The organism is Pseudomonas sp. A214 (assembly GCF_900156295.1).
Taxonomy (GTDB): Bacteria; Pseudomonadota; Gammaproteobacteria; order Pseudomonadales; family Pseudomonadaceae; genus Aquipseudomonas; species Aquipseudomonas rhizophila.
In genome coordinates this window covers 3,606,938-3,633,204 of sequence record NZ_LT707062.1, presented here as the reverse complement: position 1 = coordinate 3,633,204, position 26,267 = coordinate 3,606,938, and the positions used below count along the sequence as shown (strand labels likewise).

The following is a 26,267-nucleotide window of genomic DNA, read 5'->3' as shown; positions in this document are numbered from 1 at the left end:
CCATGAACAACCCACTGGCGCCCGTACCGGGCATCCGCGTCAGCCTTTCGGAGCTGATCGAGATGCGCCATCGCGTGCGTGAAGTGCAGTTGTTCTCGACGCCGGGCCAACGTAGCCCACTGATCGGCCTGCACCACTCCAAACTGCGCGGGCGCGGCGTGGATTTCGATCAGGTGCGGGTCTATCAGGCCGGCGACGACGTACGCACCATTGACTGGCGCGTGACCGCTCGTACTCAGGAGCCCCACACCAAGCTGTTTCATGAGGAGCGGGAGCGGCCGATCTTCATCATGATCGAGCAAAGCCATCGGCTGTTCTTCGGCTCGGGGCTGATGTTCAAGTCGGTGCTCGCGGCCCAGGCCGCCAGCCTGATCGGCTGGGCCGCGCTGGGGCACAACGACCGGGTCGGCGGGCTGGTGTTCGGAGATAACACCCATTACGAGGTCAAGCCTCGGCGCAGCAAACAGAGCCTTCTGCAACTGCTGAACCGCCTGGTGCGGGTCAATCAATCGCTGCATACCGAGGGCGAAGCGGACCGCGATTCGTTCGGCAACGCCTTGCGCCGGGCCCGGGAAGTATTGCGCCCTGGCAGCCTGGTGATCGTGATTTGCGATGAGCGCGCGCTGTCCGACAGCGCCGAGCAACAGTTGAGCCTGCTGTCACGCCATTGCGACCTGTTGCTGTTGCCGCTTTCGGATCCGCTGGATCACGCCCTGCCCGCCGCCGGATTGCTGCGTTTCGCCCAGCGCGGCGCGCAGTTGGAACTCGACACCCTGAATTTCGAACTGCGCCAGACCTATCGCGCCCAGGCCGAGGCGCGCCAGGAGCGCTGGGAATTGCTGGCCCAGAAGCTGCGGATTCTGCTCATGCCCCTGAGCACCCAGGGCGACATGGTCGAACAGCTACGCGAATACCTGAACCCCAAGCGGTCGGGGAAAAGCCGATGAGCAGTCTCGATCAACTGCAGCCACTGATCACGCCGCCACCCATCGGCTTCTGGCCTCCCGCGCCGGGCTGGTGGCTGCTGCTGGTGGTATTGCCGTTGCTGGGGCTTGGACTGTGGCAATTGCGCCGGTTCCTTCCCGCCAAGCGCTCCACCGTGCGCGCCGAGCAACCCCTGGACCCGGCGCGCCTGGCCGCGCTGGCGGAACTCGCCCAACTGCCCAAACCCTACGATGGCGCCCCTGCCGGCGCCTGGCTGCAACAGCTCAACGGGCTGCTCAAGCGCCTGTGTCGCAACCACTACCCGTACAGCCAGAGTCACACCCTCAACGGACGTAAATGGCTGGCTTTCCTGGATAACCGCTGCCCGGCGGCAGGCCTGACCCGCTGGATGGTGCTGGTGGAAGGCGCCTACAAGCCCGAATGCAAGCTCGATGACAAAGCCATTGCCGGCCTGACCCAGGCCGTCGAAATCTGGATTCGCAAACATGTTTGAGTTCGCCTGGCCGTGGATTTTCGCGCTGTTGCCGCTGCCCTGGCTGATGCGCCTGGTGCTGCCGGCGGCCGACAGTGGCGAGCCGGCCCTCAGGGTCAGTTTCCTGGGCGACCTCGAAGGTCTCGTGGGGCGCCGGGCCCGAAGCAATCTGCCGACCTGGCGTCAGCAGGCACCCTTCATCCTGCTCTGGCTGCTGTTGCTGATTGCCGCTGCCCGCCCGCAATGGTTGGGTGAGCCGTTGCCGATCGCTGCCAGCGGTCGTGACCTGTTGGTGGCGGTGGATGTCTCGGGGTCCATGGACTTTCCCGATATGCGCTGGCAAGACGAGGAAATCAGTCGCCTCGCGCTGGTCCAGCACCTGCTGGGAGATTTTCTCGAGAGCCGCGAAGGTGATCGGGTCGGCCTGATCCTGTTCGGCAGCCAGGCCTACCTCCAGGCACCGCTGACCTTCGACCGTCGCACCGTGCGGCTGTGGCTGGATGAAGCGCGCATCGGCATCGCCGGCAAGAACACCGCTATCGGCGACGCCATCGGCCTGGCGCTCAAGCGCCTGCGTCAACGTCCGGCAAACAGCCGCGTGCTGATCCTGGTGACCGATGGCGCCAACAACGGCGGGGAAATCGACCCGCTGACCGCCGCGCGGCTGGCCGCCGAAGAAGACGTGAAGATCTACCCGATTGGCATTGGCGCCGATCCGGAAGAAAGTGGCACAGCAGGGTTTGTCGGGGTCAACCCGAGCCTGGACCTCGACGAAGCGACACTCAGGGAAATTGCCCAAACCACGGGCGGCCAGTATTTCCGCGCCCAGGATGGCCAACAACTGTTGGCGATCAAGACCACCCTCGACCAGCTCGAACCGGTGACCCAACAGCCGACCCAGGCGCGCCCCGCCCAGGCACTTTACCAATGGCCCCTGGCCGTTGCGCTGCTGCTGAGCGTTTTGCTGGTAGCCCGGGAACGCTGGCCGGACAACCCTCTGCAGCGGCTGTTCACCCAGCCATTGTTCCAACCGGCAGAGCATTCCGAGTGGCGCCGTCGACTCAAGCGCATGCGCCTGGGGAAACGCCGATGATCGCTCTCTGGCCACACTGGTTGCGTCCCTGGTTCCTATTGCTGCTGCCTTTGTTGGGGTGGCTGCTGTGGCACCTGTGGCACCGGCAGAAACGCGTGGGCCGCTGGCAAATGATCCTGCCGCCGGCGTTTCATGCCGTGCTGCTCAGTGGCGGCAACGGCCGCGAAAGCAAACTCCCGTGGGTTGCCCTTGGCCTGGGCTGGCTGTTGGTGGTGCTTGCGCTGCTGGGCCCCAGTTGGGCACGGGTCGAACAGACCAGCCAAAAACCTGCCGATCCGCTGGTGGTGGTGCTGGAACTGACACCGCAAATGCTCGCCGCCGACGTCCCGCCCACGCGTCTGGAACAAGCCCGGCGCAAGGTGCTGGACTTGCTGCATAGCCGCAGCGATGCTCAGACCGCAATCATCGTCTATTCCGGCAGTGCCCATACGCTGGTGCCGCTGTCCGACGACCTGTCCACCAGCGCCAACCTCCTGGAAGCACTCACCCCCTCGATCATGCCCCAGAACGGCCATCGCGCCGACCTGGCGGTCAACAAGGCCATGGCCCTGCTGGATCAGAGCGGACTTGGTCACGGTCGGATCCTGCTGATAGGTTCATCGTTGAACGAACAGGAACGCGAGCATATCCGCCAGATCCTCGATGGATCTGCCACGCAATTGCTGATGCTGGGCATCGGAACACGCGAAGGCGCCCCGGTAACCCAGGAAGATGGCAGTTACCTCAAGGATGCCCAGGGCGCGATTCTGGTACCGCGCCTGGACAGCCCGAGCCTCAAGTCCTTCCTCAATGAGCTGGACGGCCGCTATCGCCCGGCGCGCCTGGACGATAGCGACCTGCGTGGCCTGGGGCTGCTGGACGGCCCTCGCCATTTGCGCAGCGACGGTCAGACGTTGCGCCTGGATACCTGGGCGGACCATGGCTACTGGCTGCTCCTGCCGCTGTTGTTGCTGGCCGCCTGCGCCGGACGGCGCGGCTGGCTGTTCTGCCTGCCGTGGGTGTTCATGGTGCCGCAAACCGGTCATGCCTTCGAACTCCAGGACCTGTGGCTGCGCCCCGATCAACAAGGCCAGCACCTGCTCAAGCAGAAGCGTCCGGCCGAGGCTGCCGTCCACTTCGAGGACCACCAATGGCAAGGTGTGGCCCTGTATGAAGCCGGTGCCTACAGCGAAGCCGCTCGCCGCTTTGCCGAGGGCAACGACGCCCGCGCCCACTACAACCGCGGCAACGCCCTGGCCAAAAGCGGCGAACTGGACGCCGCGCTGGATGCGTACGAGCAAGCGCTGGAGTTGCAACCGGACCTGCGTCCGGCCCAAACCAACAAAGCACTGGTGCAGAGCCTGCTCAAAGAGCAGACAGCAAAACCTGCCGAACCTGAACCCAGTGAAAGTGAGCAGCCAGGGCCCGCCGAGCAAGCACCGAACGCCAATGCCCAGGCACAAACTTCTGCGCCGGGACAGCCCTCCTCCGAAGCGACCGCGACACCGGAACAATCCCAGGGACCCCAGGCAGCGCAACCGCCTGGTGCCCAGGATGTGCCGGGCAGCGAGTTGCCTGATGAGCGGACCACGACCCCACCACTGCGCCCCGCGGCCGGCCAGCGCAACGACGAAGAACAGCGCCAGGCACTGGAACAATGGCTGCGCCAGATCCCGGATAATCCGGGCGAACTGCTCAGACGTAAATTCTGGTATGAACAGCAAAGCCATCAGGCCCAGGGAAAAACCCCATGACCCGCTTCACCGCCTACCTCCTCGTGTTGCTGCTCTGGGCATCTGGAACCCAGGCCGTACAGTTGACTGCCAGTGTGGATCGCGGGCGCCTGAATTCCGGGGAGACCGTGGAACTGACCCTGGAGTCCAATGACGCCACACTGTTCGGCAAACCCGACCTGAGCCCGCTCCAGGCGCTGTTCGAAGTGCGCGGCACCCGCCAGGTCAACCAACTGACGACTCTTGACGGCGAGAATCGCGCCACCACCCGCTGGATCGTCACCCTGCTGCCGCGCCAAAGTGGCACCGTGGTCATCCCGCCCCTGCAATTGGGCGAAGTGACCAGCCAGCCGATCACCCTGCAAGTGATCGAAAGCGAAACGCGCAATGAGCCGGGCAAACTGGCCCCGGTGTTCATCGAGGCCAGCCTCGACCAGACCGACGTCTATGTGCAGGCACAGGCGATCCTGACCTTGCGCATCTACCATTCGGTGTCGCTGTACGACGACAGCAGCCTGACACCGCTGCACATTCCCGATGCCCGTACCGAACAACTGGGCGAATCGCGCACCTACGAAAAGGTCATCAACAACGTACGCCACGGCGTGATCGAGCTGCGCTACGGCATCTACCCCCAACGCAGCGGCGAACTGATGATCCCGGCCCAGACCTTCAGCGCCACCCTGGTCGAGCCGGTGGCCCAGGGGGCCACGCCGTCGGGACCCAAGCCCGGTCAGTTGATGCGGGTCAGTTCCGAGCAACTGCGCCTGACCGTCAACCCCAAGCCCGCCAGCTACCCGGCAGATGTGCCCTGGCTGCCGGCGCGCAGCCTTTCCTTGAGCGAGAGCTGGAGCCCGGAACCAACCCACAGCCAGGTGGGTGACTCCCTGACGCGCAGCCTGACCCTGGAAGCCGAGGGCCTGGCCAGCGCCCAGTTACCGCCCCTGCCAGCCACTGAAATCAGTGGCCTGCGGCGCTACCCCGACCAACCGGTACTCAGCAGTCGCAGCAGCGAGCGCGGTTTGGTGGGCAGCCGTGAAGACCGCGAGGCCCTGGTGCCCAACCGCAGCGGCACCATTGAACTGCCGCCGGTGGAAGTGGTTTGGTGGAACACCCGGGAAGACCACCTGGACCGCACCAGCCTTCCAGCGCGGACCCTGCAAGTGGCGAACAACCCGAGCCTGATGGTGGACACGCCAACAAGCACACCTCAGATTGTGACGATCGTCGACAGCGACACCTTGCGGTATTGGCAATTGAGCACTTTCATCCTGGCCTGCACCACGCTGCTGGGCTTGGGCCTGTGGTGGCGCGCCCGTTCGCAGCCGGCCATCCTGCGCGCGACCCAGGCCGGGCCGAGCCCGCGGACCTTGCTGGACGACCTCAAGCGTGCCTGCCTGGCCAACGACTCCCACGCTACACGCCAGGCGCTGGACGCCTGGGCTCGCCAGCAACCGGAAACCCTGGCCGACATGGCCGCGCGCTTCGTGCCACTGTCCGACGCCCTGGATGGCCTCAACGGCGCGCTCTACAGCGAAACGGGTCAGTATTGGCAGGGCGAAGATCTGTGGCGAGCCATTCGTACCATTCCCGCTGCGGAAGGCTTCCAGGACCCGGCCGGCGACAGTGGCTTGCCACCGCTCTACCCCAAGTGATCCCTTTGCGGGACATAGCGCTTCTGTGGCTCGCCACAGGAGTGGTGCCAACTCATTTGGAGAAGTTGCCCGGTTTCTCTCCTCTGTTTCCCAGTAAACTCTCCATCTTTTAGCCGCCTCTCTTCCCGCGGCCATCATCTGTTTTCTGGAGTTCATCTTGCGTCTGTTCCACACCTCCGACTGGCACCTTGGGCAAAACCTGCACGGTCAGGAACGCGACTTCGAACACGCCTGTTTCCTTGACTGGCTGCTGCGTCAGTTGACCAGTGAAAAGCCCGACGTGCTGCTGATTGCCGGGGATATCTTCGACACGGTGAACCCGCCGGTCAAAGCCCAGGAGCGGCTGTACGACTTCATCGTCAGTGCCCATGAACAAAACGCCAACCTGACCATTGTGATGATCGCCGGCAACCACGACTCCGGTTCGCGCATCGAACTGCCAGCGCCGCTGATGCGTCGGTTGCGCACCCATGCCCTGGGCCGGGTGTTGTGGCTGGACGACGGGCAATTGGACGTCGAGCGCTTGCTGCTGCCGTTGCCCGACGCCAAGGGCAAGGTCAAGGCCTGGTGCCTGGCCCTGCCATTCCTGCGGCCTGCCGAGGTGACCGGCGCACAACTGGGTGACGATTACCTGCGGGGCATCGGTCAGGTCCATGAATGGCTGATCGCCGCCGCCAACGACAAACGCAAGAAGGGCCAGGCGCTGATCGCCATCAGCCACGCTCACATGGCCGGCGGCTCGGTGTCCGAGGATTCCGAGCGCAGCCTGATCATTGGCAACGCCGAGGCCCTGCCCGCCAGCCTGTTCGGCCCGAGCATCAGCTACGTCGCCCTCGGCCATTTGCACAAACCACAAAAGGTCAACGGCGAAGAGCGCATCCGCTACAGCGGCTCGCCGATTCCATTGTCATTTTCGGAAATCGGTTATCAGCATCAGATTCTCGATATCACCCTGGAAGGCGAAACCCTGGTCAAAGTCGAGCCACGGCTGATTCCCCGGGCCGTCAATCTGCAGCGCCTGGGCCCGGCACCCCTGGCCGATATTCTGGTGCAACTCAAGGACCTGCCGGACATCGACCTGTTGGCCGATGTCCAGCGCCAGCCCTGGCTGGAGGTGCGGGTGCGCCTCGATGAGCCGCAGCCTGACCTGCGCCATCAAGTGGAAACCGCCCTGCAAGGCAAAGCCGTGCGCCTGGTGCGGATCGCCGCCGAATACGCCGGCAACGGCGGCAGCACAAACGTCGATGACGGCGCCGCGTTGGTGGAACTGGATCAGTTGAGCCCGCAGGAATTGTTCAGCCGCGCCTGGCAGGACACCTACGGCAACGAAGTGGACGAACAGACTCTCAAGGATTTTGCCGTGCTGTTGCAAGACGTGCAGATGGAGGGCGAGCAGCCATGAAAATTCTCGCGATCCGTCTCAAGAACCTCGCGTCCCTGGCCGGGCCCTTCGAAATAGACTTCACCGCCGAACCGCTTGCCAGTGCAGGCCTGTTCGCCATCACCGGCCCCACAGGCGCCGGTAAAAGCACCCTGCTCGACGCGTTGTGCCTGGCGCTGTTCGGCGCCGTGCCGCGCCTCAACAACACCGGGCGCGACGCCAAGGTGCCGGACGCCGACGGCGAAATCGCTACGGGCGATCCGCGTACGCTGTTGCGCCGTGGTACCGGCGATGGTTACGCCGAAGTGGATTTTCGCGGCATCGACGGTCGTCGCTACCGGGCGCGCTGGGAAGCCAATCGCGCCCGGGAAAAGGCCGCTGGCAAGCTGCAAGCCAGCCGCCAAAGCCTGCGGGATCTGGACAACGATCAGTTGCTGGCGAGTCAGAAAGGCGAATACAAGGCCCAGCTCGAAGCCGCCCTGGGCTTGAACTTTGAACAGTTCACTCGTGCCGTGTTGCTGGCCCAGAGCGAGTTCAGTGCATTCCTCAAGGCCGACGACAACGACCGCAGCGAGCTGCTGGAAAAGCTCACTGATACGGCCCTGTATACCCGATTGGGCCGGCGCGCCTTCGACAAGGCCAAGCAAGCCAAAGAGTCCCACAAGCAATTGCAGGACCAGGCCACGGGCGTCACACCCCTGGCCCCAGAGGCCCGCGCCGAACTGGACCAGCGCTTCAACGAAGCCCAGCAACAGCTCAAGACCCAACAGGCGCAACTCAAGCAACTGGAGCAGCAACACACCTGGCTCAAGGAACTGCGCCAGTTGCAAGAGCAACGGGCCAGCGCCGCCGAGCAACTGCGACAGGCCCAAGCTGACTGGGACGCCCTGGCCGACGAACGCCTGAAGCTGACCCGCCTGGAACAACTCGCGCCGCAACGGCATCAGTTCATCCGCCAGACGGAACTGACCCGGCAGCTCGAACCCCTGGCGGTACAGGTTCAGCAGCTCAACCAGCAACAGATCGATCTGCATGAACGCCAGGCCGAGCTGGAGAAAGGCCTGGGCGTTGCGCAACTGGCGCTGACCGCAGCCCGACAACAAAGCACCGACAGCGCCCCCTTGCTGCGCCAGGCCTTTGAAGAACAAGGCACCCTCGCCCGCCTCGACAAGGAGGCTCGCCAAAGCGCCGAACGCCAGGAGCAGGCACAACACGCCTGTAGCGAAGGCCAGCGCACCATCGACACGCTGCTTGAGCAGCAAAAACAGGTGGCCGAGCGCTTGCAGCGAATCGCCGGGGAGCTTGAACAAAGCACTCACCTGGCGCCGTTGAGCGACGCCTGGCAGGCCTATCGTGATCGCCTCCAACAGCTGATGCTGATTGGCAATCGCCTGAACCAGGGTCAGGTTGAACTCGCCACCCTGGAGCAAAATGCCGCCCACGCCGCCGAGCACCTGGCAACCCACCGGCAAAACCTCGAAGTGCTCTACAAGGAAGCCGACGCCGAACCGCAAGCGGTGGCCGAGCAGATCCAGTTGCTCGCTAATCTGCTGCAAGACAATCGCAAGCAACTGCGTGCATTCGAGGATCTGACGCGGCTCTGGGCCAGCCAGCAAGAGCTGGACAAGCGAGGTGCCGAGCTTGAACAGCGCCAGCAACAGGCGTTGCAGGAACGCGACCGATTGGTACGCGAAGGCAGCGAAGCCAAGGCCGAACTGGCGATTGCCGAACAGACCCTGAGCGTCACCCGCCAACTGCTGGAGCGTCAGCGCCTGGCCCGCAGCGAAAGCGTCGAACAATTGCGTGAACAGCTCAAGGATGACCAGCCATGCCCGGTGTGTGGCAGCGTCGAGCATCCTTACCATCAGCCCGAAGCCTTGCTGCAAAACCTGGGGCGTTTTGATGAAACCGAAGAGGCCAATGCACGCAAAGCCGTCGAGTCGCTCCATGAAAAAGTCATCGACCTGCGCGCGCAATACAGCGGCGTCATCGCCCAGCTCAAAGAACTCAAGCAGCAACAGGAACAGCTCGCCAGCCAGCATCAAAGTCTGGTGCCCAGCCTTGAAGGCCATCCGCTCTCGGCGCAACTGCTGGCCCAGGATGCGGCCAAACGCGACGCCTGGCTGGACCAGCAAAGCAGTCAGCTCAACCTGCGTATCAGCCAGGACGAACAACGCCAGGCCGCCCTGCTGACGCTGCAACAGGACGCCGCGCGCCTGGCGCAGCAATTGCGCGAGGCTGAAACTGCGCATCAGCAGGCATCACTGCACCTGAACAACCAACAACAGGAGCTGGCCCGGGATCGCCAGCGCCTGGACGAGGAACTGAGCCACTTCAGTACGCTGTTGCCGGCAGACACACTACAGGCCCTGCGCACCGAGCCGGCCGCGACCTTCATGCAGCTTGACCAGCAGATCGCTCAACGCCTGGCGCACCTGGAACAGCAACGCGACGAACTCAGCGAGCAGCTTCAGCGTCAGCAGGCCCTGGAGAAAGAGCAGGATCGCCAGCAAACCCGCCTCCAACAGTTGGAGTTGGCGCAACGGCAACTGAGCGCCCTGACGGAACAACAGCAGGCCTGCCAGCAGCGGCTCAAGCAATTGCTGGGCGAACACACCAGCGCCGAACAGTGGCAGCAGCAACTCGACCAAGCCCTGGAACAGGCCCACAGCGCCGAAACAGCGGCCAATCAACAACTGCAAGCGCTACGCCACAACCGGGTGGAACTGGCCGCCGAACTCAAGGCCCGCCAGGAACAGACCCAAGCGCTGGACACTGAACACACGGCCCTGGCCGCCAGCATCGCACAATGGCGCGCCAGCCACCCGGAACTGAATGATGCCTCTCTGGCCGCCTTGCTTGACCTGGACGAGCAAAGTGTCGGCCAACTGCGTCAACAACTGCTCAACAGCGAAAAAGCCATTGAGCAAGCCCGCGTGTTGCTCACTGAGCGCGAGCAGCGCCTGCAACACCATCAGGCCCAGCACAACGGCAACCTGGAATCTGAACAACTGGCCCAGGCCCTCACCGAACTTCAAAGCCAATTTACCGCCAGCGAGCATCACTGCGCCGAACTACGCGCCGAACAGGCCGAGGACCAGCGCAGGCAGAACGCCAACCAGGCCCTGGCCCAGCAGATCGAACAGGCTTATACCGAGTACCAGCGCTGGGCACGGCTCGATGCGCTGATCGGTTCGGCCACCGGCGACCGCTTCCGCAAGCTGGCGCAGGCGTACAACCTCGATTTGCTGGTGCATCACGCCAACGTGCAGCTACGACAACTGGTGCGCCGCTACCGGCTCAAACGCGGTGGCAGCATGTTGGGGCTTCTGGTGATGGACACAGAGATGGGCGATGAGCTGCGCTCGGTGCATTCGTTGTCCGGCGGTGAAACCTTCCTGGTTTCCCTGGCCTTGGCGCTGGGCCTGGCCTCGATGGCGTCCAGCACGCTGAAAATCGAATCGCTGTTCATTGACGAAGGCTTTGGCAGCCTGGACCCCGAATCGCTGCAACTGGCCATGGATGCTCTCGACGGTTTGCAAGCCCAGGGACGCAAGGTTGCGGTGATTTCCCACGTGCAGGAAATGCATGAGCGGATCCCGGTGCAGATCCAGGTTCGTCGTCAAGGGAATGGCTTGAGTACCGTGGAGGTGAAATGAGCCGCGCCACGCTCTACTCGTTCCGGCGTTGTCCCTACGCGATGCGAGCGCGCATGGCGTTGCGCTACAGCGCGGTCGATTTGAACATTGTCGAAGTCAGCCTCAAGGCCAAGCCGCCCGAGATGCTGGCGCTTTCCAGCAAGGGCACGGTCCCGGTGCTGCAGGTCAATGGCAAGGTGATTGATGAAAGCCTGGAGATCATGCACTGGGCCCTGGCGCAGCATGATCCGGATAATTGGAGATTGCTTGGCGACCTCGAAGGCCAGGCGTTGACGGCCGCGTTGATCGAGGAAAACGACCAGGTCTTCAAGCTTCATCTGAACCGCTACAAATACCCCGAGCGCCATCCCGAGTATCCATTGGAACATTATCGGGCCGAGGGCGAGGTCTTCTTGCGCAGGCTGGAAGCGTTGCTTGAAACCCGAGCATTTCTGGCAGCGGCTCACCAGAGCCTGGCCGACGTGGCGGTGATGCCGTTCGTACGGCAGTTTGCTCATGTCGACCGGGAATGGTTTGCCGCAGCGCCCTACCCTCGCCTACAGCGTTGGCTGCAAGGCTTGCTGGATTCCGAGTTGTTCGTGGCGATCATGGCCAAGCAATCACCCACCCGGTGAACAGCTTTTGTGGCTTGCTTCAGGCAGCCACGCTGCACATGCGCACCACTGCACAATCGACCTGAAAAGGCCCGAAGAGGGCAAGCCTAGGCTTGACCGGCGGATTCCCCACCAACGCCCCCAAAGCCTTGGCGGTCAGGATGTTGTGCGCGATGTTGTGGTTGCACTCGATGGTCCGCGCCAGAGATCCCGCCGAGGCTTGCCCCAGACCCAGCAATGAAAAACCATTGGTGATGAACGCCAGGAATGCGATCACCCAAAACTTGCTTCTGTTCATGCGCCGACCGCCCCTTTTGCGGCGCCATGCTCGAGCGCGGCGCGGGCAACCGGGGAACCATAATGAACAGAAGGCCGGGCGGCCTGGAGAGAGGTTTCGACAGAGCCTTGGTATTGGGCACCGAGGCTGACCACCAACACCATCGCCACGTACAGGCCGATGGCGATGTACGCGCCGTGTCTGGCAGAAGATAGGATTGCGCTGGCCATGGGGTTCTCCGTGGGCATGTTTCAGTGCCCACAGAATCAATCAACTAAACCGATTTTAATAGCGACAAATACGCATAGTGTCTATCAGTTTTATTGATTACTAATCCAAACAGATCAGTCCCTAAGCAGGCTCAATAATCGCTCACGAGCAGCGTCCGGCTCGCCGGGGGTCGGCTGGGCGGCCGAAACAATGGGGGTGGAATAGAGAAACAGCAGCATCATTGCCAGACGCATCGCCATAGTGTCGATCTCTTGTTGGAGAAGGAGTCAATTTACTAGCGTCAAATTTAAACACATGGCCATGTGATATTACAGCGGGTTTTTCGTAGGAGCAGGCAAAGCCTGCGATTTTTTCTCTTTTTCAAAGATGAAAAGATCGCAGGCTTCAGTCTTCAGCGCGGTTCAGTGTTGGGTCTTGTGGTCCAGGGCGGCGTAGAAGTTGGCGCTCTGTTGCAGGTATTTTTCGGTATAGCTCTGGGTGCGATTTTTCTTGTCGCTGATTTCAATGTTGGCACTGGCTGGCAGCGCTACGGTGGCGGAGATAGCGGAAGCAGCGATCACGGAGAAGAGATTCAGATTCATGTCGATAGTCCTCGGATGAGTTGACTTGCCTGCCCGGTTGGGCCGTGAAGCAAACTTACGCGCCGAGGCATCTCGCTTTGAAATGCTTTGCAACACTAGCGAATATCAGTCTTGTTGATACAGCGACGCAGGCCCCGAAAATCGGGGCCTGCGCTTTACTGAGGGAGCATGAATTTCAAGTCGCTCGGCGCATCCATCGCCAGCTTTTGCACGGTTTTACCCAGCAGGCCGGTCTTGGGGTCACGCTCGAGAACCACGATCTGGTTGCTCTTCTGATTGGCGATCAGCAGGAATTTCCCGCTCGGATCGAGGCTGAATTCCCGCGGATGATCCCCCTCCACAGAGCGGCGCTGAAGCTCTGTCAGCGTGCCGGCAGTCGGGTCGATGGCGAACACCAGCACTTCGTTGGTGGTGCCACGATTGCTGACGTACAGGAACTTGCCATCCTTGGAGGCATGCAGCGCTGCCGCCGCCCTACCGGGCTGTGGTTTGCCCGCTGCCAAGTCGACCAGTTGCCGCTGGGTCAAACGCCCGTCCTGATAATCGAACACCGCCACCTGGGCGCTCATTTCCATGGTCAGCCACGCATGCTTGCCGTCGGCGCTGAACAGCAGATGACGCGGGCCGCTGCCGGGCGGCAACTGCACGAAGGCCGGATCGGCGGCGGTCAGTGACAGTTCGGGGTTGGCCTTGGGGTCGTAGCGGTAGATGAACACCTTGTCCGCCCCCAGGTCGCTGGCGAACACGTACTTGCCATCGGGCGAAGACACGGCCGAGTGCACATGGGCGGACATCTGCCGCTCGGGATTGATCCGACTCGGCTGATGGCTGCTCACTTGCACCACCGGCGACAGCTTACCGTCGGTTCCCACCGGCAACACCGCCAGGGTGCCTCCCGGGTCTTCCACCACCGAGTAGTTGCTGACCAGCAAATGTCGACCATCGCCGCTGAGGCTCGAATGAGTCGGTTCGTTGCCCAATGACTGCACCTGACTGATCAGGCTCAGCTCATGGGTCTTCGGATCAATGGCGTAGCTGCTGACCTTGCCCACCGGGTCTTTTTGCCCCGGCCCGTTTTCATTCACCACGAACAGCCGGCTCATGTCCTTGGAAAGGGTCAGCCACGATGGGTTGTCGGTCTTGATCACTTGCAACGGCTGGGCATCGAGCTGGCCGTTGCGGCTGTCGAATTGCAGGCGGTAGATGCCCTGGCTCTGGCCGGCGGTATATGAACCCACCAACAGTTGATGGCGCTCATCGGTCTCTGCCTGGACGCCCATGGCACCCACGCTACCGGCCATCAACAAGGGCCAGAAACTACGCATCCTCATGTGTGTCTTCCTCATCGTCGTGGCCGCTGGTCGCTTCCACGCACTCCAAGTGGTGGTCGCCCGAATCGCTGGTGATGATCCAGTGTTTCTTGACCTCGTCGAACGTCGCGGCCTCCATCTGCGCAGGCGTGAAGCGCCAATGCTCGAGAGTGCGACCGTTCATGCACTCGACGTGCAACTGGTCTTGTTCGTCGAGGGAAAAATCGAATGCGTGCAGCCCGTCGATGATCAGCATGTCGCAGGTTTCGAGGGCGTGCAGCAGGGTGTCGGTCAAGGCAGTCATGGCGATCAGTCGGTCGTTGGGAAAGTGCTCATGATAACCCAATGTGGGAGTGGGCCTTGGGCCAAAAGGTTCGAAAGCACGGTCAACTGCCAGATCGCCATCGCGAGCAGGCTCGCTCCCACAATTGGATTTGCAGCGAACACACATCTTGTATTCACCACCCATCCACTGTGGGAGCGAGCCCGCTCGCGATAGCGGCAACCCATTGAACTTCAATGCAACTGCCTGACTGCGATCAGAGCGCCTCGCGCCCCGGCACCCCATCGACCAATCGCTGGATGCCCAGCGGATTGGCGTTTTTCAAAGGCTCGGGCAACAGGCTGTCGGGGTAGTTCTGGAAGCACACCGGGCGCAGGAAACGATCGATCGCCAGCGTACCCACCGAAGTCCCACGGGCATCGGACGTCGCCGGGTAAGGCCCGCCATGGACCATCGAGTCGCAAACCTCGACGCCGGTTGGATAACCGTTGAGCAGGATGCGACCGACTTTTTGCTCCAGCAACGGAGTCAATTCGCTGAACTGCTCGAAATCCGCTGGCTCCCCGATCATGGTTGCAGTCAACTGACCGTGCAGGCCGTTCAGCGCGGCAGTGAGCTCGGCTGGGTCCGCCACTTCGACAAACACCGTGGTCGGGCCGAACACTTCTTCTTGCAGCGCCTCGTCACCGTTGATCAACAAGCTGGCGTCAGCCTTGAACAACTGCGGCTGGGCCTGGTTGCCCTGTTGCGCACGTCCGGCCAGATGTTCGATGCCCGGGTGAGCCAGCAACTTCTGCAGGCCCTTGCCGTAGCTTTGCAGCGTGCCGGCATTGAGCATGGTTTGCGGGGCCTGATCGCCGATCAGCGCGGCCACTTGTTGGGTGAAGGCGCTGAATTGCGGCGAGCGGATACCGATCACCAAACCGGGGTTGGTACAGAACTGGCCACAACCCTGCACCACCGAAGCGGTCAAATCGCGGGCGACGCTGTCGGCGCGCTTTTCCAACGCTTGCGGCAACACGATCACCGGGTTGATGCTCGACATCTCGGCGAATACCGGGATCGGCTGGGGCCGCGCGGCGGCCATGTCGCACAGGGCGCGGCCGCCCTTGAGGGAACCGGTGAAGCCTACCGCCTGGATCGCCGGATGCTTGACCAGCCATTCGCCAACACCACCGCCGTAGATCATGTTGAATACGCCGGCGGGCATCGAGGTTTTTTCAGCCGCGCGGATAATCGCATCAGCCACCCATTCGGCCGTTGCCATGTGGCCGCTGTGGGCCTTGAACACCACCGGGCAACCCGCGGCCAGGGCCGACGCGGTGTCGCCACCCGCTGTAGAAAATGCCAGAGGAAAGTTACTGGCGCCAAACACCGCAACCGGCCCCAGGCCGATGCGGTACTGACGCAAGTCCGGACGCGGCAACGGCGTGCGTTCCGGTAAGGCCCGGTCGATGCGCGCGCCGTAGAAATCGCCGCGACGCAGGACCTTGGCGAACAGACGCATCTGGCCGCTGGTGCGACCGCGCTCACCCTGGATCCGCGCCGCCGGCAAGGCGGTTTCCCGGCAGACCACGGCCACGAACTCATCGCCCAAGCCATCCAGTTCATCGGCAATGGCTTCGAGGAACTCGGCCCGGCGCACTGCGCTCAAGCTGCGGTAGGCCGGATAAGCGGCAGCCGCAGCCTTGGCGGCAGCGTCAACTTCTTCGGCCGTCGCCTGGACGAACTCATGGGGCAAGGCTTCGTCGCTGCTGGCGTCAAGGCTCTGCAAGCGTGTCTGGCCGGCCGCGCTGCGCGCGCCACCAATGTAGTTGTGGCCAAGGATCTGGTTCATCGAAAGTCTCCTTTAAAGTGTGCCGATAGTACCCGGGTTGAACACCGCGTCCACCGGGGCAATGCCGTTGACCAGCGGTGCGCCGAATTCGGTCTGGCTGATTTCGAACACATCCCCCGGTTGCGTGCGGATGCCGTCGGCGAACGACAGGGTCGCGGTGCCGAAAAAATGCACGTGCACGTCACCCGGACGCAGGAACTGACTGTACTTGAAATGGTGGAACTCAAGGTTTTCGAGGCTGTGACACATGTTCGCCTCGCCACTGAGAAACTCGTTCTGCCACAGCACCTGGCCATTGCGCAGGATACGACTGGTCCCGGAAAGATGTTGAGGCAGTTCACCCAGGCGAAGTTCCGGGCCAAAGCTGCAGCTGCGCAATTTCGAATGGGCCAGGTACAGGTAATTCTTGCGCTCCATCACATGATCGGAAAACTCGTTACCCACCGCAAAGCCCAGTCTGTATGGCTTAGCGTCGTGGCCGATGACATACAGTCCGCTGATTTCCGGCTCTTCGCCGGCATCTTCGGCAAACGGCGGCAGCGGGAACGGATGGCCCGGACGGACCACGATGCTGCCGTCGCCCTTGTAGAACCACTCCGGTTGCACACCGGCCTGTCCGCTCTCAGGCTTACCGCCCTCCACGCCCCACTTGAAGATGCGCATGGTGTCGGTCATGGCTGTTTCGTCGCCGGCCTGCTGATGCATCTTGTCCCGGGCCGAAGCACTGCCCAGATGGGTCAGGCCGGTGCCGCTGACCAGCAGGTGCGCCGGGTCCGGGTGGTCCAGCGGAGGCAGAATGCGCAGTTCACTGAGTAACTGCGGGTAATCATGGGCGGTTCCCAGGCCCAGGCTGTTGACCTGCTGCTCAAGCTTCACACCCGCCTCGATGGCCGCCAGAGCCAGGTCGCGCACAGTCCGGGCGCCCTGCACTTCGCGCACTTTCTCGCCATCGACCACGCCGACGCGACGTTCGCCGTTATTCAATTCGAACTGAACTAAACGCATATTTTTCTCCCTGCAAACAAAGCTTGAATAACACGCTGATCCCTGTGGGAGCGAGCCTGCTCGCGATTGCGATCTGTCAGTCGCATCAATGTTGCTGACCCAACGCTATCGCGAGCAGGCTCGCTCCCACAGGGGATTTCAATCACCTCAGGTCCGCGTCGCCCCCCGCGCACTGGCTGCGAACTGCTCCGCCGGCAGCACATGCTTGCGCTCCAGCAGGCGATACACCACGCCGGTCAACACCAGACCGAACACCATCACGCAGGACAGGAAGTACAGCCCCGACGCCAAGTTGCCGGTGTATTCCTTCAGCGCACCGATCACGAACGGCCCGATGTAGCCACCCAGGTTGCCCACCGAGTTGATCAGCGCGATACCCGCCGCCGCACTGGCGCCGGCAAAGAAACGCCCCGGCAAGGTCCAGAACACCGCGGTGCAGGAAAACAGCGCGAACGCCACCAGGCACAGCGCCGCCAGTTGCAACACCGGCACCGTCAGCCAGGCACTGAGGAACAGACCGATGGCGCCCAGCACATAGAGCACGGCCAGATGACCGTAGCGATCGTTCAAGCGGTCGGAACTGCGAGGAATGATCAGCAAACCGATGATGCCGAAGATGTAGGGCACCGAGGACACGAAACCGGTCACCAGGTCAGTGCCGCCAAATTGCTTGATCAACGTGGGCAGCCACAGGCCCAGCCCGTAGATGCTCAGGGTCACCGGCAGATAGAACAGCGCCAGCAGCAGGACACGCTTGTCCTTCAAGGCGTGCAGCGGATTGCCGTGCCGGGTCTGGCCGTATTCCTCAAGGTCTTTTTTCAGTTCAGCGGTCAGCCAGTCCTTTTCGGTCTGGTCCATCCACTTGACCTGTTGCGGCCCATCCGGCAGATAACGCAGCACCGGCCAGGTCAGCAAGACCGCCGGCAGACCGATGACGATGAACAACCACTGCCAGCCGTGCAGGCCCAGGATGCCGTCCATGCCCAGCAAGCCGCCGGAGACGGGGCCGGTGATCATCATGGCGATGGGCTGAGACAAAATGAACAGGCCCAGGATCTTGCCGCGATGGCGGACCGGGAACCATTGGGTGATGTAGTACAACACGCCGGGGAAGAATCCGGCTTCCGCCGCGCCGAGCAGAAAGCGCATCACATAGAAGCTGTAAGGCCCTTGCACAAACGCCATGCCGATGGTGATGGCGCCCCAGGTGATCATGATCCGCGCGAACCAGCGCCTGGCACCGAAGCGCTCCAGCATCAGGTTGCTGGGGATCTCAAGCAGGAAGTAGCCAATGAAAAACAACCCCGCGCCCAGGCCGTAGGCGGCGTCGCCGATGCCGATGTCGGCGCCCATGTGCAGCTTGGCGAAACCCACGGCGGAGCGATCCACGTAGGCGATCAGGTATAGCAGGATCAGGAAAGGAATCAGTTTCAGCGTGATGCGGCGAATAAGCCGCAATTCCTGGCTCATGGGACCGGTCTCCGATTGTTGTTGTTATAGAACCCTGGGGGATTTCTCTGACCAATGAGCGCCAGGACAATCCCTCCGTTGAATCGGACTATATAGTAATACTATTTACCCAACAACACTTCCAAACTGAGCAAATTGCGCTTATGTTAGGCGCAAGCTAAAACCATATAGTCATACAATAAGAGAATCGATCATGTCTGATAAGAAACCCTCCCTGCGCTCGGCCCAATGGTTTGGCACCGCCGACAAAAACGGCTTCATGTACCGCAGTTGGATGAAAAATCAGGGCATCGCCGACCATCAGTTTCATGGCAAGCCAATCATCGGCATCTGCAACACCTGGTCGGAGCTGACGCCATGCAACGCGCACTTCCGGCAGATCGCCGAACACGTCAAGCGCGGCGTGATCGAGGCCGGGGGCTTCCCGGTGGAGTTTCCGGTGTTCTCCAACGGCGAATCGAACCTGCGCCCCACCGCCATGCTGACGCGCAACCTGGCGAGCATGGACGTGGAGGAAGCCATTCGCGGCAATCCGATTGACGGCGTGGTGCTGCTCACCGGTTGCGACAAGACCACCCCAGCCTTGCTGATGGGGGCAGCCAGTTGCGACCTGCCGGCCATTGTCGTTACCGGCGGACCGATGCTCAACGGCAAGCACAAGGGCCAGGACATCGGGTCGGGCACAGTGGTCTGGCAGTTGAGCGAACAGGTCAAGGCCGGCACCATCACGATCGATGATTTCCTTGCGGCCGAGGGCGGCATGTCCCGCTCGGCCGGGACCTGCAACACCATGGGCACCGCCTCGACCATGGCCTGCATGGCCGAAGCCCTCGGCACGTCGCTGCCGCACAACGCCGCGATTCCGGCGGTGGACGCGCGCCGTTATGTGCTGGCCCACATGTCCGGCATGCGTGCGGTGGAAATGGTCCGTGAAGACTTGAAGCTGTCGAAGATCCTGACCAAGGAGGCTTTCGAGAACGCCATCCGGGTCAACGCAGCCATCGGCGGCTCGACCAACGCGGTGATCCACCTCAAGGCCATTGCCGGACGCATCGGCGTGCAACTGGACCTGGACGACTGGACCCGCATCGGTCGAGGCATGCCGACCATCGTCGACCTGCAGCCGTCCGGGCGCTTCCTGATGGAGGAGTTCTATTACGCCGGTGGTTTGCCCGCCGTGCTGCGCCGTCTCGGCGAAGCCAACCTGATCCCTAACCCCGACGCGCTGACCGTCAACGGCAAGAGCCTTGGCGAGAACACCAAGGACGCACCGATCTATGGCCAGGACGAAGTCATTCGTACCCTGGACAACCCGATCCGGGCCGACGGCGGTATCTGCGTGCTGCGCGGTAACCTCGCGCCCCTGGGCGCGGTACTCAAACCCTCCGCCGCCACGCCCGAGCTGATGCAACATCGTGGTCGCGCGGTGGTGTTCGAGAACTTCGACGAGTACAAGGCGCGGATCAATGATCCGGAGCTGGATGTCGATGCCAGCTCGATTCTGGTGATGAAGAACTGCGGGCCCAAGGGTTATCCAGGCATGGCCGAAGTGGGCAACATGGGCTTGCCGGCCAAGTTGCTGGCCCAGGGAGTGACCGACATGGTGCGTATCTCCGATGCGCGCATGAGCGGCACCGCCTACGGCACCGTGGTGCTGCATGTGGCCCCGGAAGCCGCAGCCGGCGGACCACTGGCGGCCGTGAAGGAAGGTGACTGGATCGAACTGGACTGCGCCAGCGGGCGTCTGCACCTGGACATTTGCGACGCCGAACTGGCCGCCCGCCTGGCCGACCTGCCGCCAGCGCAGAACCTGTTGGTGGGTGGCTACCGCCAGCTGTACATCGACCATGTGCTGCAAGCGGACCAGGGTTGTGACTTCGACTTCCTGGTCGGTTGCCGCGGCGCCGAGGTGCCGCGTCACTCCCACTGACCCCACTCATCCCCTTGCGCGAGCAAGCTTTTTGTGGGAGCTGAGCTTGCTCGCGATAGCGGTGTAACAGACAACAGAGATATTGACTGGCAGGGCCTCATCGCGAGCAAGCTCAGCTCCCACAAAGGCTCGCTCCCACAATGGGCTCGGGTCTACATCAAAATCGCACTAGCGACCCGCCCTCGCCGCGCCTGCTATCATGCGCTGCATCCCCTTCGCACAGGATCGCGCCACCCCCCATGGACTACCGTAAACCCTCCGACCGCAAAAGCATGCACGCGCGCATCGTCCAGGAACTGGGCATGCAGATCGTTTCCGGGCGGTTCAAACCCGACGATAAACTGCCCGCCGAAGCTTTGTTGTGCGAGGAGTATGCCGTCAGCCGTCCGGTGTTGCGCGAGGCCACGCGCGTGCTGGTAGCCAAGGGTCTGGTGTATTCGCGGCCACGGGTTGGCACGGTGGTCAAGGCGCGTCGGGAATGGCACATGCTCGACCCCGATGTGCTGCACTGGTTGATGCAAAGCAGCCCGCAGAATGAGTTCTTCAATCTGCTGACCAGCGTGCGCAGCATCATCGAGCCGGCCGCCGCGGCCCTCGCTGCACAGTTCGCCAACGATGCCGACATCGCCGCCATCCGCGAGGCCTACCAGCGCATGGAGGCGGCACCGACCCCCGAGGCCGTCCTGCAACCGGACCTGGACTTCCACAGCCGCATCGCCGATGCCACCCACAACGACCTGCTCGCCAACCTGTGCAACATGTTGTCGGTGGCCATCGCCGAAGCCCTCAAGCACTCCAACCAGCGGCCCAACCTGCATGAACTGGCGATGCCGCGCCACAAGGCGATCCTCACCGCCATCGAGAACCGCGACGCCCTCGGCGCCCGCCATGCCACGCTGGTGCAGCTTGACGATGCCCGCAGCGCACTGAATGTGGTGCTGGGCGCCGATCCTTCCTGATCTTCCCTCCCGACGAGGCCAGGCATAACCCGCATTCGCCAGGGTGGTATTTATTTACCGCCCTCGCAGGAGCGGGATGTCGATACTTCCCTCGTCGTCACTCCCGGCGGCCATGAATTTATGAAAAGGATTTCATATGACCGCACCCGCTCCAGCCAATACGCTCCCCGCGTTGGCGCAAAGGGTCAGCCTGCTATTTGCCAGCCGCCCGACCTTCGAAGAAATCGCGCAACGCATGCTCGAGCAAGCCATCAAGGAAAAATACCCCTCGCTGACCTTCGACCTGTCCAAGACCCGATTGGCCACACCGGACCCAGCCTCTCGCGGCTTTACGCTCCAACCGTTCATGCCCCGCGTCCTCGAATACCTGGCCCTCGGCACCCCTCTGGATTTCCCGGAACGCGGTGGACGTCGATGTTTTCTTACCGACACCCCGCCCCGCGAGCTCTCACCAGACGACGGGAAGCTGGACATCAAGGTCATCGAAAAACTGCTGCTTGAACTGCCTTGGACCGTACCGATCGGGCTGGAGGATGCGCTGACCCGCTATTGGAACGCCGGAATCGACACAAGCAATAACCTCAGCCGCTGGCGCTGGCTCAGCGATGCACTGAAGAACACGCTGTCTATCCGCAGGCTGCGACAACCCGGCCTCACTGACCAGGCGCGCGAAGCCCTTGACCAGATCGTCCGCTGGCCGGAGCGCGAGCAGCGCTTTCGCCGCAACAACCCGTCCCCCGTCTACGCCTACAGCCTGGAAACCAAGCTCATCCGAGACGGCTCCAGCAGCGTGCTGATCGGCAACGAAATCCTCCTGACTCACGCCACAAAAGGCGCGACCACCTTCCTGCTATGCAGCCCTGGCGGCGCCGTGCAGTCGTTTGCATCCCTGGAAGCCTTCAATCACCATTGGGGCGCACTGATCGCCAGCCGGTACGTGGTCGACACGCTCACCTGTCAACGCAACGAGATCAGTGGCAATGTCTTCGACACCCAGGCGGCTATGGTGCTGGAGCAGCAACTGGCCGACCTGAACGCAGTGCAGTTGCCTTCGCGGATTGGCCTGCAAGACCTGTCGACGCTCTACCAGGAGCTGAGCGACCCTGCCCGTTATCTGCTTGACGCGCCGCGTCTGACGCCGGAAACGTCGGCACGGATCGAGCCGCTGTTGCCCGACTGGTTGAAAAAAGCTTCCATCGTCGATCAAACGAAATTTCAACACTACAGCCTGACATTGGCCAGCGCGAAAAAACGCCACCAGGGCCGCACCTTTCTCAGCGACATTGAAGACATCAAGGCCTTTACCGCCGACGCCCTGTTCAAGCAGATGCGGCTAACCAACGACAGCCACCCGGACAAGGCTCAACCCAGCCAATACCAGCCTGATGATATAGAACTGACCTTCAGCGTGGCGGCCGGTTATCCCGGAACTAGCGGGATCATCGAAAAAAGAACGATGAGCCTGACCGAGCTGGCCATCAACAACCTCATCGCCCGACCGAGTGCAAACCTGATCCTCAGCCATCGCTTGGGCCTGACGCTGCCCCGGTGGCTGACGCCGGACTTCATTACCCGCAAGAACGGGCTGATCGAACAGGTCGACATTGGTTCGGCCTATCCCCGCTACCTGCAACAACGGCTGTTGGACGATGTACCTCAAGCCCAGGAACGCCAGCGGATGTTTGCCGAACAGATCGCGGCACAGTTGCCGCTTGAAGCCTTCCAGCAAATGCTCAACAACGAAAACGGTGTGACCCGCCAAGGACTGGGCCTGGTTGAAGCGCTCCTCAATCCCGACGCAGATAGCCAACAGGTCAGCGGCCAGTCGGTGGTCATCCGCCACCTGGCCTTCCTGCGCAAACCCGAGGCCCACCCCGACATCGTGAACAATATGTTCATTATCGAGCCGGAGGATGTCCAAACCGGACCGCACCTGCTGTATCGCCCACTTTACGCGCCCTCGTTGCAAGAGTTCCCGACGCGCGAGGCACTGCTGAAGGCCGTCGTCACCCCAGGGGACCTGCAAAAAAGCATCCTGACCTGGATGACTGATGCCGCACGGCCGATCTATGCCAATGGCGGCTTCCAGGAGCCGCACATCGTGCGGTTTTTCCAAGGCGACGAATTCAATCTTCCACAAAAGCCCGCCCCTGCGACGCTGGCCATCGACGGTGCGAACGACGAACTGCGGCAGTTCCTGCGCAACGGCGAGCTGATGCTGTATCTTTACGGCAGCAATGCCCGCGCCCTGATCTCCCAGGCCGACCGTGATTCAGTCTCCAACAGCGAGAGCCGCTGGGCCATGCTCCTCAAGGGCGGCAGCCTGCTGTTCAATACGTTGCTGATGCCCTTGCTGCGTGGCCCGGTCATGGCCACCTTCTGGCTGTGGAGCCTGATGGCTAGCGCCAGCCAGGATATCCCGGCACTGAGCAGCGAAGACCCGGTGACCCGGGAGCTCGCCGCTGTCGATCTGCTGCTCAACCTCGGCATGCTGGTGCACCAGTTTCCCGCCATCAGCGCCTTGTCCCATGCACCGTTGCCCGATGCGCTGAAGGAACAGGCGATGCGTCCCCCAGCACCGCGCGTCATCCCTGAGCAATGGCCTGCGCCTGCGTCGCCTCGCATTCTCGAAGGGCCGGTGGGCTTGCCCGGCGAACACTTGCAGGGCGCCAGCAGGCACCTGGACCTCAGTTTCGCCAGTGCCCGCCAGCGCCTGACAGCGGAACAACGTAACCGGCTGCAGCGGCTACAGGTGCCACGTCCCACTTCAATGCCTGAACCGATCAAATATGGCCCCTACACAGGCTTGTACGTCATCCAGAACAAATGGCACGCACTGGTGGAAGACCTACTCTATCGGATCAGTCCGGAGCCGGACGGCAATACGGTGATCGTCGACCCGCAGGCTCCACGAGACTCGGCAAAAAATGGTCCGGTGTTGAAATCGGATACCCAAGGCAACTGGTCCATGGATCTACGCCTGCGTCTGCGCGGGGGTATGCCCCCAAAGCGGGTGGCCGAACTGCGCAAGCTCAGGGCCCAGCGGGGGATGGAACTGAGCCGGGAGCTGGCGAATTATCATGCACAGGAAGCCGATAAGCTAAAGGCCGTGCAAGTTGCCCAGGAAGTCATGAGCAGAACTCAGGAAGGCGCCTTTACCGAGGAGCAACGTGCGGCAAAACGTACGCAGTTTTATGAATTGCTCCAGGACCAGACTGACGACTATCTGCGGCTGCTGAACAAAGCAACCGAATATGCCGGCCTTGACATGACATTGCCCCCGGAAATGCTTCGCGCCCTGATGGAAAACGTGGTCAACAATGCCCGTAAAGCCTTTCTTGTCGTCGAGTTGGATTTATTGGCCCTGGATGCCGCCAATATCCAATTCATAAAAAACGGACCGGCGTTGAAGGAGGCTGTCGCCGACAACCCCGCAGGCTACTTTGCGTACCTCGACGCAATGAGCGTCATCAACGATCGTTCCATCTATTGGCTGGAACTCAAAGATCGACACCTGGACGCGCTATTGAACCTGGATGCCGAAGGCGCGCAGATATTCGAGCGGCTGACCAAGGACCGTCCCGAGGAAGAAAGAACGGCGCTGGCCACCAAGGCCGTGCAGTTACCCATACTCGGGGCCCTGCTGGTCAAAAACCCCGACTCCGACCTTCCCGCCAGTCTGCATAACCTCATCAAGTTCTTGCTGGAACAGGTGCGCTCCCACTCCGACCTGGGAACATATGACCTGCCCCCTTCGGAGCGGCTTGAAGTGCTGGAAAGTCTGACCGAAAACTATGGCGCTTCCCTTGATGCCATGCAGGGCATCAAGGCACTCAATGCCAGCGACATTGACCCATCCTATTTCGACAGGCTGTTCAAGCTGATCGAACAGCTCTATGACGAAGCCTCCAAGACATTGTCCGCCGAGCTAAAACCGGCGCCGCAACCGCGCAAGCGTCCGCAAAAACGCACCAAAACGGCGAGCGGGCATCCGCAAAAAAAGGTGATCAAAACCCGTAAGGGCGGCGTGTTGATTGGTGATCTGAAACCCGCCGGCACCTCCCTGCCGATTGAAGTCGTCGAGTTACGCTCCGAAGTCGATGACGAGTTACTCGCCACGTATTCACAACACGATGACGTCTGGGACATCGTCGAAGTACAACGACCGGTTCCGCCACCACCGCGCACCAGAGCGATCAAAACGATCAAGAGCGAAGCGCGCAAGCTGCTGGATCAATTGGAAAACAGTTTACTGAGCGCAGAGCGGTATAAAACCCAGTGCCGCTTTCCTCAGGAAATCGAGGAGATCATGAACAATGAGGCGAGTCGCTACCGCAAACGCTGCGAAGAACTGGAAAGGGCCTTCACCGCCTCGACAAAACCGCGCACACCAGCAGATCAAACATTGATCGATGAACTGTCAAACGCAGCTTCCCGCCTGGCTACCCGGGGCAGCGCCCTGCGTACCGAACTGAGTTTCAAATTGCCGCCCACCGACAGCAACCTGCGCTACCTGTTCGAAAAGAACCTGATACAGGTTGCCCGGCTCGGCGAACGCAAAGCCTTGAAAAGCGAGCGCAAGGATTTCCTTCAGGAGTACGCCATCAATGACCGCGACGGTTGGCCGCTGTGGTATGCGCATTTTCACTACGAGGCGGCCGATACGCCGAAAGCGGATTTCAGCGTCGCGCATCTGAAAACCAAGGAGCAACGCCGGGAGCACTATCACTCGATGCTGGCCAAGGCGAAAAGCCCTTATGCGGTGGTGAATGTGCATCGAGGACAGATCGGCAGGCCGTTGGCGCAGAGCAAGTTCTTGCCGTTGGCGCCTTGATCTCTGTTCAAAGGCTGGCGTAATTCATTGTGGCGAGGGA

20 protein-coding genes are annotated in these 26,267 nt (G+C 61.8%); 11 read left to right on the top strand and 9 right to left on the bottom strand.

The genetic code is table 11. The annotated features are described in order from the left end of the window. The first annotated feature begins 2 nt into the window (after positions 1-2). The 8 genes from BW979_RS16275 to BW979_RS16240 all read left to right on the top strand — a co-directional run bounded on the left by BW979_RS16275 (position 3) and on the right by BW979_RS16240 (position 11,531). Positions 3-947: a DUF58 domain-containing protein gene (locus tag BW979_RS16275; RefSeq protein WP_047225798.1), complete on the top strand. Its 945-nt coding sequence runs from the start codon at positions 3-5 to the stop codon at positions 945-947. Then, positions 944-1,438: a DUF4381 domain-containing protein gene (locus BW979_RS16270; RefSeq protein ID WP_047225797.1), complete on the top strand. Its 495-nt coding sequence runs from the start codon at positions 944-946 to the stop codon at positions 1,436-1,438. Before BW979_RS16275 ends, BW979_RS16270 begins: the two co-directional genes overlap by 4 nt. Then, the gene (locus BW979_RS16265) at positions 1,431-2,510 is read left to right on the top strand and encodes a vWA domain-containing protein (protein WP_076384461.1); all 1,080 of its coding nucleotides are present in this window, start codon (positions 1,431-1,433) and stop codon (positions 2,508-2,510) included. The genes BW979_RS16270 and BW979_RS16265 overlap by 8 nt, the downstream gene beginning before the upstream one ends. Then, positions 2,507-4,243 (top strand): vWA domain-containing protein, encoded by a 1,737-nt coding sequence (locus tag BW979_RS16260; protein ID WP_076384459.1) that lies wholly within the window; start codon positions 2,507-2,509, stop codon positions 4,241-4,243. The genes BW979_RS16265 and BW979_RS16260 overlap by 4 nt, the downstream gene beginning before the upstream one ends. Continuing rightward, on the top strand, positions 4,240-5,877 hold the full coding sequence (locus BW979_RS16255; RefSeq protein ID WP_076384457.1) for a BatD family protein: 1,638 nt from the start codon (positions 4,240-4,242) through the stop codon (positions 5,875-5,877). Before BW979_RS16260 ends, BW979_RS16255 begins: the two co-directional genes overlap by 4 nt. 157 nt (positions 5,878-6,034) lie before the next feature. After that, positions 6,035-7,279, top strand: coding sequence for an exonuclease SbcCD subunit D C-terminal domain-containing protein (locus BW979_RS16250; RefSeq protein ID WP_047225793.1), 1,245 nt, complete (start codon positions 6,035-6,037; stop codon positions 7,277-7,279). Next, entirely contained in the window at positions 7,276-10,917 is a 3,642-nt protein-coding gene (locus BW979_RS16245; protein ID WP_076384455.1) for an AAA family ATPase, read from the top strand. Before BW979_RS16250 ends, BW979_RS16245 begins: the two co-directional genes overlap by 4 nt. Beyond that, a complete protein-coding gene (locus BW979_RS16240) occupies positions 10,914-11,531 on the top strand; it encodes a glutathione S-transferase (RefSeq protein ID WP_076384453.1) in 618 nt (205 codons plus the stop codon). The genes BW979_RS16245 and BW979_RS16240 overlap by 4 nt, the downstream gene beginning before the upstream one ends. 19 nt (positions 11,532-11,550) lie before the next feature. Here the strand turns inward: BW979_RS16240 and BW979_RS16235 are convergent, their stop codons facing one another. The 9 genes from BW979_RS16235 to BW979_RS16200 form a co-directional block, all read right to left on the bottom strand. Then, entirely contained in the window at positions 11,551-11,808 is a 258-nt protein-coding gene (locus BW979_RS16235) for a hypothetical protein (protein WP_076384451.1), read from the bottom strand. Then, positions 11,805-12,017 (bottom strand): hypothetical protein, encoded by a 213-nt coding sequence (locus BW979_RS16230; protein ID WP_047225789.1) that lies wholly within the window; start codon positions 12,015-12,017, stop codon positions 11,805-11,807. Before BW979_RS16230 ends, BW979_RS16235 begins: the two co-directional genes overlap by 4 nt. 114 nt (positions 12,018-12,131) lie before the next feature. Then, positions 12,132-12,257: a hypothetical protein gene (locus tag BW979_RS27960; protein ID WP_256676792.1), complete on the bottom strand. Its 126-nt coding sequence runs from the start codon at positions 12,255-12,257 to the stop codon at positions 12,132-12,134. A 162-nt stretch (positions 12,258-12,419) separates the two neighbouring features. Then, positions 12,420-12,599, bottom strand: a complete 180-nt coding sequence (locus BW979_RS16225) for a hypothetical protein (protein WP_047225788.1) — start codon at positions 12,597-12,599, stop codon at positions 12,420-12,422. A 155-nt stretch (positions 12,600-12,754) separates the two neighbouring features. Then, positions 12,755-13,930, bottom strand: a complete 1,176-nt coding sequence (locus BW979_RS16220; RefSeq protein ID WP_076384449.1) for a lactonase family protein — start codon at positions 13,928-13,930, stop codon at positions 12,755-12,757. Next, the gene (locus BW979_RS16215; RefSeq protein WP_047225875.1) at positions 13,917-14,213 is read right to left on the bottom strand and encodes a DUF5629 family protein; all 297 of its coding nucleotides are present in this window, start codon (positions 14,211-14,213) and stop codon (positions 13,917-13,919) included. Before BW979_RS16215 ends, BW979_RS16220 begins: the two co-directional genes overlap by 14 nt. 235 nt (positions 14,214-14,448) lie before the next feature. Then, a complete protein-coding gene (locus BW979_RS16210; protein WP_076384447.1) occupies positions 14,449-16,029 on the bottom strand; it encodes an aldehyde dehydrogenase (NADP(+)) in 1,581 nt (526 codons plus the stop codon). Between the two features lie 12 nt (positions 16,030-16,041). Continuing rightward, positions 16,042-17,034, bottom strand: coding sequence for an AraD1 family protein (araD1, locus tag BW979_RS16205; RefSeq protein WP_076384445.1), 993 nt, complete (start codon positions 17,032-17,034; stop codon positions 16,042-16,044). 147 nt (positions 17,035-17,181) lie between these two features. Next, positions 17,182-18,504 carry an MFS transporter gene (locus BW979_RS16200; protein ID WP_047225784.1) on the bottom strand — a complete coding sequence of 441 codons (1,323 nt, stop codon included), beginning with the start codon at positions 18,502-18,504 and terminating at the stop codon, positions 17,182-17,184. 193 nt (positions 18,505-18,697) lie between these two features. Between BW979_RS16200 and BW979_RS16195 the strand changes: the two genes are divergently transcribed. The 3 genes from BW979_RS16195 (at position 18,698) to BW979_RS16185 (ending at position 26,227) form a co-directional block, all read left to right on the top strand. After that, positions 18,698-20,434 (top strand): IlvD/Edd family dehydratase, encoded by a 1,737-nt coding sequence (locus BW979_RS16195; protein ID WP_076384443.1) that lies wholly within the window; start codon positions 18,698-18,700, stop codon positions 20,432-20,434. A 239-nt stretch (positions 20,435-20,673) separates the two neighbouring features. Then, entirely contained in the window at positions 20,674-21,393 is a 720-nt protein-coding gene (locus BW979_RS16190) for a FadR/GntR family transcriptional regulator (protein ID WP_076384441.1), read from the top strand. 136 nt (positions 21,394-21,529) lie between these two features. After that, positions 21,530-26,227: a dermonecrotic toxin domain-containing protein gene (locus BW979_RS16185; RefSeq protein ID WP_076384439.1), complete on the top strand. Its 4,698-nt coding sequence runs from the start codon at positions 21,530-21,532 to the stop codon at positions 26,225-26,227. Positions 26,228-26,267 lie beyond the last annotated feature (40 nt).

Excerpts from the sequence above, each read along its gene's own strand:
- BW979_RS16220 (WP_076384449.1), bottom strand. The coding sequence starts at position 13,930 with ATGAGGATGCGTAGTTTCTGGCCCTTGTTGATGGCCGGTAGCGTGGGT.
- BW979_RS16185 (WP_076384439.1), top strand. The coding sequence starts at position 21,530 with ATGACCGCACCCGCTCCAGCCAATACGCTCCCCGCGTTGGCGCAAAGG.
- BW979_RS16245 (WP_076384455.1), top strand. The coding sequence starts at position 7,276 with ATGAAAATTCTCGCGATCCGTCTCAAGAACCTCGCGTCCCTGGCCGGG.
- BW979_RS16240 (WP_076384453.1), top strand. The coding sequence starts at position 10,914 with ATGAGCCGCGCCACGCTCTACTCGTTCCGGCGTTGTCCCTACGCGATG.
- araD1 (WP_076384445.1), bottom strand. The coding sequence starts at position 17,034 with ATGCGTTTAGTTCAGTTCGAATTGAATAACGGCGAACGTCGCGTCGGC.
- BW979_RS16190 (WP_076384441.1), top strand. The coding sequence starts at position 20,674 with ATGGACTACCGTAAACCCTCCGACCGCAAAAGCATGCACGCGCGCATC.
- BW979_RS16200 (WP_047225784.1), bottom strand. The coding sequence starts at position 18,504 with ATGAGCCAGGAATTGCGGCTTATTCGCCGCATCACGCTGAAACTGATT.
- BW979_RS16225 (WP_047225788.1), bottom strand. The coding sequence starts at position 12,599 with ATGAATCTGAATCTCTTCTCCGTGATCGCTGCTTCCGCTATCTCCGCC.
- BW979_RS16255 (WP_076384457.1), top strand. The coding sequence starts at position 4,240 with ATGACCCGCTTCACCGCCTACCTCCTCGTGTTGCTGCTCTGGGCATCT.
- BW979_RS16210 (WP_076384447.1), bottom strand. The coding sequence starts at position 16,029 with ATGAACCAGATCCTTGGCCACAACTACATTGGTGGCGCGCGCAGCGCG.
- BW979_RS16260 (WP_076384459.1), top strand. The coding sequence starts at position 2,507 with ATGATCGCTCTCTGGCCACACTGGTTGCGTCCCTGGTTCCTATTGCTG.
- BW979_RS16195 (WP_076384443.1), top strand. The coding sequence starts at position 18,698 with ATGTCTGATAAGAAACCCTCCCTGCGCTCGGCCCAATGGTTTGGCACC.
- BW979_RS16265 (WP_076384461.1), top strand. The coding sequence starts at position 1,431 with ATGTTTGAGTTCGCCTGGCCGTGGATTTTCGCGCTGTTGCCGCTGCCC.
- BW979_RS16235 (WP_076384451.1), bottom strand. The coding sequence starts at position 11,808 with ATGAACAGAAGCAAGTTTTGGGTGATCGCATTCCTGGCGTTCATCACC.
- BW979_RS16270 (WP_047225797.1), top strand. The coding sequence starts at position 944 with ATGAGCAGTCTCGATCAACTGCAGCCACTGATCACGCCGCCACCCATC.
- BW979_RS27960 (WP_256676792.1), bottom strand. The coding sequence starts at position 12,257 with ATGGCGATGCGTCTGGCAATGATGCTGCTGTTTCTCTATTCCACCCCC.
- BW979_RS16215 (WP_047225875.1), bottom strand. The coding sequence starts at position 14,213 with ATGACTGCCTTGACCGACACCCTGCTGCACGCCCTCGAAACCTGCGAC.
- BW979_RS16275 (WP_047225798.1), top strand. The coding sequence starts at position 3 with ATGAACAACCCACTGGCGCCCGTACCGGGCATCCGCGTCAGCCTTTCG.
- BW979_RS16230 (WP_047225789.1), bottom strand. The coding sequence starts at position 12,017 with ATGGCCAGCGCAATCCTATCTTCTGCCAGACACGGCGCGTACATCGCC.